6 protein-coding genes and 1 tRNA gene are annotated in these 4,068 nt (G+C 51.8%); 4 read left to right on the forward strand and 3 right to left on the reverse strand.

All coding sequences use genetic code 11. The features are described 5' to 3' along the window. A partial coding sequence (locus Q0510_RS19815) for a M20/M25/M40 family metallo-hydrolase (RefSeq protein WP_298715579.1) occupies positions 1-628 on the forward strand: 628 nt, incomplete at its 5' end. A gap of 100 nt (positions 629-728) precedes the next feature. On the opposite strand, the gene Q0510_RS19820 is transcribed toward Q0510_RS19815, so the two are convergent. After that, complete coding sequence (locus Q0510_RS19820; protein WP_298715580.1) at positions 729-956, reverse strand: helix-turn-helix domain-containing protein; 228 nt, start codon at positions 954-956, stop codon at positions 729-731. A gap of 155 nt (positions 957-1,111) precedes the next feature. Here Q0510_RS19820 and Q0510_RS19825 point away from each other — a divergent pair, with 155 nt between their 5' ends. Continuing rightward, entirely contained in the window at positions 1,112-1,357 is a 246-nt protein-coding gene (locus Q0510_RS19825; protein ID WP_298715582.1) for a hypothetical protein, read from the forward strand. 232 nt (positions 1,358-1,589) lie between these two features. Here the strand turns inward: Q0510_RS19825 and Q0510_RS19830 are convergent, their stop codons facing one another. After that, the gene (locus Q0510_RS19830) at positions 1,590-2,798 is read right to left on the reverse strand and encodes an NAD(P)-dependent oxidoreductase (RefSeq protein WP_298715584.1); all 1,209 of its coding nucleotides are present in this window, start codon (positions 2,796-2,798) and stop codon (positions 1,590-1,592) included. Between the two features lie 75 nt (positions 2,799-2,873). On the opposite strand from Q0510_RS19830, the gene Q0510_RS19835 reads away from it, so the two are divergent. Next, the gene (locus Q0510_RS19835; protein WP_298715586.1) at positions 2,874-3,197 is read left to right on the forward strand and encodes an iron-sulfur cluster co-chaperone HscB C-terminal domain-containing protein; all 324 of its coding nucleotides are present in this window, start codon (positions 2,874-2,876) and stop codon (positions 3,195-3,197) included. 14 nt (positions 3,198-3,211) lie between these two features. Then, positions 3,212-3,295, forward strand: a tRNA-Leu gene (locus Q0510_RS19840). 67 nt (positions 3,296-3,362) lie between these two features. Here Q0510_RS19840 and Q0510_RS19845 read toward each other — a convergent pair. Then, positions 3,363-3,929 carry a hypothetical protein gene (locus Q0510_RS19845; RefSeq protein ID WP_298715588.1) on the reverse strand — a complete coding sequence of 189 codons (567 nt, stop codon included), beginning with the start codon at positions 3,927-3,929 and terminating at the stop codon, positions 3,363-3,365. Positions 3,930-4,068: the final 139 nt, after the last annotated feature.

The raw sequence follows: 4,068 nt of genomic DNA on the forward strand, positions 1-4,068 counted from the left end.
TGCAGACGAGATCTATATCGAAGTGTACGGAAAGGGCGGCCATGGCGCCATGCCCCACACCACCATCGATCCGGTGATCATCGCCAGCCATATGATCATTGCATTCCAGCAGATCGTGAGCCGCAATGCGAACCCCACGATGCCATCGGTATTGTCCATCGGCAAAGTGATCGCCGACGGCGCGCACAACGTGATCCCCGATAAAGTAATAATCGACGGCACATTCCGGACGCTGGATGAAACCTGGCGCTTCGATGCGCATGAGCGCATCCGCCGGCTGGCGGAATCCATCGCGGAAGGAATGGGCGGCAGCTGCAAAGTAGATATCCGTGTGGGCTATCCCGTACTGATCAACCACGAGGAGCTGACGGCCGAAGTGCGCGCGCTGACGGAGGAATACATGGGTACCGAAAACGTGGTGGATCTCCCGATCTGGATGGCCGCTGAAGACTTCGCCTCCTACTCCCAGGTGTCGGACGCATGCTTTTACCGGCTGGGCGTCGGCAACGAAGAGCGCGGCATCACTTCAGGCCTGCATACCGCCACGTTCGACGCCGATGAGCAATCGCTCGAAATCGGCGCCGGGCTCATGGCCTGGCTCACGCTTCGTTCGCTGGGCGCTTCCTGACGCATTAACTTACCTGAAATAAGAAACCGGCTGCACGAACCATGCAGCCGGTTTTTCGTTTCTGCAACATCACACAAACCAGTATGAATTGCAACAATGGTTATAAACCTTGAAATAATTCGCTGAGGGAAATACCCAGTTGTTTGACAATGGCGCTGAGTGTACTGATGGATACATTGACCTGTCCCGTATCGATCCTGTTGATCTGGGCGTGGCCGATACCCGCACGATCCGCGAACTCGCGGTTGCTCATGCCCGTTTGTTCGCGCAGCTGCTTGAACCGCGCGCCCAGGGCTTTTAGCAATTTATCGTCACGGATTTCATCCATCCGGCCAAATTGAAGAAAAGCATAAAATATATTGACCTCGTAAGTGAGGCTGGCTGCATTTTTTCACTTATATTGCCTTAAATAATCCGCCGAAAATCTCCCGGCGGCAATCGGGAAAAGCGCCACGGTTACGGCGCGCAATGTTCACCCAAATCATGCATATGGAACTGGATCCCTCCGCGCAACTGCAAATCATCCTGGAACAATTCATCGAGAGCCTGGCCGAAGACGGCATCACGCATGTAGCCATCAGTATAACCGGCCCCACAAACCTGTTTCAGCCACATCGGCCGCGCGAAGTGATTACTGCCGGCGAAAAAATGTATGTGATACAGCATTATCAACCGGAAGGAAAAATCCCGGCAGACATCATGCTCCGGCACGACGACGCCAGCTCCTGACCCTTACTGCAAAGCTATCCCCGCCCCCCGGAAATCTGCTGGCTTTCCATCCATCAAACATCAGCAAGGCATAAAAAAGCCCCCGGCGATACCGGAGGCAAAAAAGAAAGCCGGGCACGACTGCCCGGCGCTCAAGTTTTTTTTTGGAAACTATTTTGTGCCAAATAATGATAATACGGCGAAGATAATCCGTTACAATCGCAGGGATGCTGGGCAATAGCCCATCACGCGGTTATTTTCCCGCTGCGTATTCTTCCATATAGGCGTAACGGCTCGTCAAATTACCCTGGGTGGCGATGGTGGCTTTCTCTATCATCTCGCTGCCGCCGTTCACCAGGTCGTCGAACACATATTTCATGAGATGGTCGCCGAAGAACTGGGACGCGTCGCGCGGGAGCTCGTTGGGGAGGTTGCCGACGCACATCATGGACACGCTTTCCGGGGCGTAGGGCTCCGTTTTATGCCGTTCCTGGCGGTGAACGCCGTATACCGGGTTTTCGATCGTGCCGTCGCCAAGGTTGCAGGGCACGGAGCCGCCTTTATCGTCGGTGATATCGGCTATCACCTGGATGCGGAAATTCTCCTTGGCCAGGTCCTCCCAGGTGAACAGGGGCGCAATGTCCTGCTCCCAATAGATCCCGTTCATCAGGATATCGGAACAGGTGACGTAAGGCAGGAATTTGCAATCGTATTGTTCGGGATGGTTATGAAAATCTTCGCGGCTATACGTTTTGTCGGACCGCCGCAGGTACAGCTCCCCCGCTTTGAGCTGGGTGTATACCGGATAGGCGTATTCGTTGATGAGGAACTCGTCGGGCGGGATGTATTTAATGCCCAGGAGCCCCATTACTTCGAGGATGCCCGCCGTCACGCGGCCGGAGCCGGTGGTGACGATCTTCACAGGCGGCAGTTTGACGCCGAAATAATGCGTGATCAGTTCCTGGAAGTCATGGCATTCATGGACGCGCTTGAAGTTGAAAAGCCCCGTCCGCCGGCCGAATTCCAGCAGGCCGTTATGGGCACCCACCACGCCGGCGAAGAAGCCGAAACCGAGGATGCGCTGCCCGTCGGGATGCACCAGGCATTCGTAGTCGATGAGCGTGATTTTGCGATCCAGGATGGTTTGCAGCATTTCGCGGTTCTGCGGCTGGAGTTTTTTAGTGTGGGAGAAGAAGAGATATGTTTTGCCGGGGATCAGCCGTTCTACGGGCACTTCTTTAATACCCAGCAGGATATCGCAATGCGAGAGGTCTTCCGCGAGGGCGATGCCCGCGGCGCGGTATTCGTCGTCTTTGAAAGCGCGGTGCGGCGAGGGCTGCACGGTGATCTGTACGGTGGGGTAATGGGAAAGGATCCACTGGCATTGCTGCGGCGTGAAGGCTACGCGGTTATCTTGCGGAATTTTTTCTTCCCGGATCAGGCCGATGTGTAAGGAAGTCATGTTTGTTTGAGGTGTTAGGATCGAATGCTGCAACATTACTGTAAATTTGCTTTTTAGCAAAATCAGATGGAGGTATTGAAACGATTCGACGGCCTGCTGGCCCCCGGGGAAAAGTACACGTTGCCCGAAATTTTTATGCAGGAGATGCTGGAACTGAACAGCCAGCTGTTTGCCCTGGAACACGGCGGGGACGAAAAGGCCGTCCTGCAGCTCGGCCGCAGGATCTCCCAGTGGATGGACCACCTGCTGGAAGAGGCGGAGCCCGCGCTGACAGCCTTCGCGGCGGGCACGGCATCCCCCGGCGAGGTTACGCTGCTGAAAGAATGTTATGCCAAACTGAAATATTTATTGCGGATTCAACAAAGAATTTCTACATTTGCAACCCGCGATGAGGCTTAACAGCCGGATCGCATGCCCAGATGGCGGAATTGGTAGACGCGCTAGACTCAAAATCTTGTTTCGGCAACGGAGTGCAGGTTCGATTCCTGTTCTGGGCACAAGAAAAAAGGTTATATATTGATGATATATAACCTTTTTTAATTAAATCAGGGGTCTGCGGCTACTTCAAATTTGTGCTACTGTAAATACATCTCTGGCCTTTATAGAAGCGGTACTGATGATTTTACTTGATATTTTCACTTTATCCTTCAGTTTTTGCCTGAAAGACAATGTCATATTATCAATGCGGTTTCGCATATTTTGCATCTCCATTTTCGATTTGGTATCATTATCATGACGGAGAACGATTGGATCTTCTTCCATAAATAAAACCAGTTCAATACGCGGCGGTGGTGTTAAATCAGGCGCCACAAAAGCAGCCAATTCGCTATTCCCGCAATATTTCACCAGGTACAACGCACTTAGTGTATGCATTGCCTTTTCAATAACTTCCACAACCAATTTACCCGATCCATGCCTCTCCTGATTTTCCTTTGCATGTCCGCGAAAATCCTTGACTTCAATCATTAACAGGCTATTTCGCTGGGGATACGGTATCGCCAATATATCAACAGCTTTCAGGTTGGCCGCAGTCGAAATGATATTATCCTTGTAAAATTTAGTTTCATCATACTTAACTGAAGTCCACGTATCAGGAAACGTAAATGCCAAATTACCCTCATTAATTGTCATCGTCGTCGTCTTTATTTAAAGCTTTTGAGAATCTGTCTGCCTGTTCTAATTCTGCGTCCAGCGAAGCAATATCAGGCAATTCCTCAAGATCATCTGTTGAAATCACTTCAGACGCCGACGAAGTCCCCGAAGACAATCC

The organism is uncultured Chitinophaga sp., from assembly GCF_937874145.1.
In the GTDB taxonomy this organism is placed as follows: domain Bacteria; phylum Bacteroidota; class Bacteroidia; order Chitinophagales; family Chitinophagaceae; genus Chitinophaga.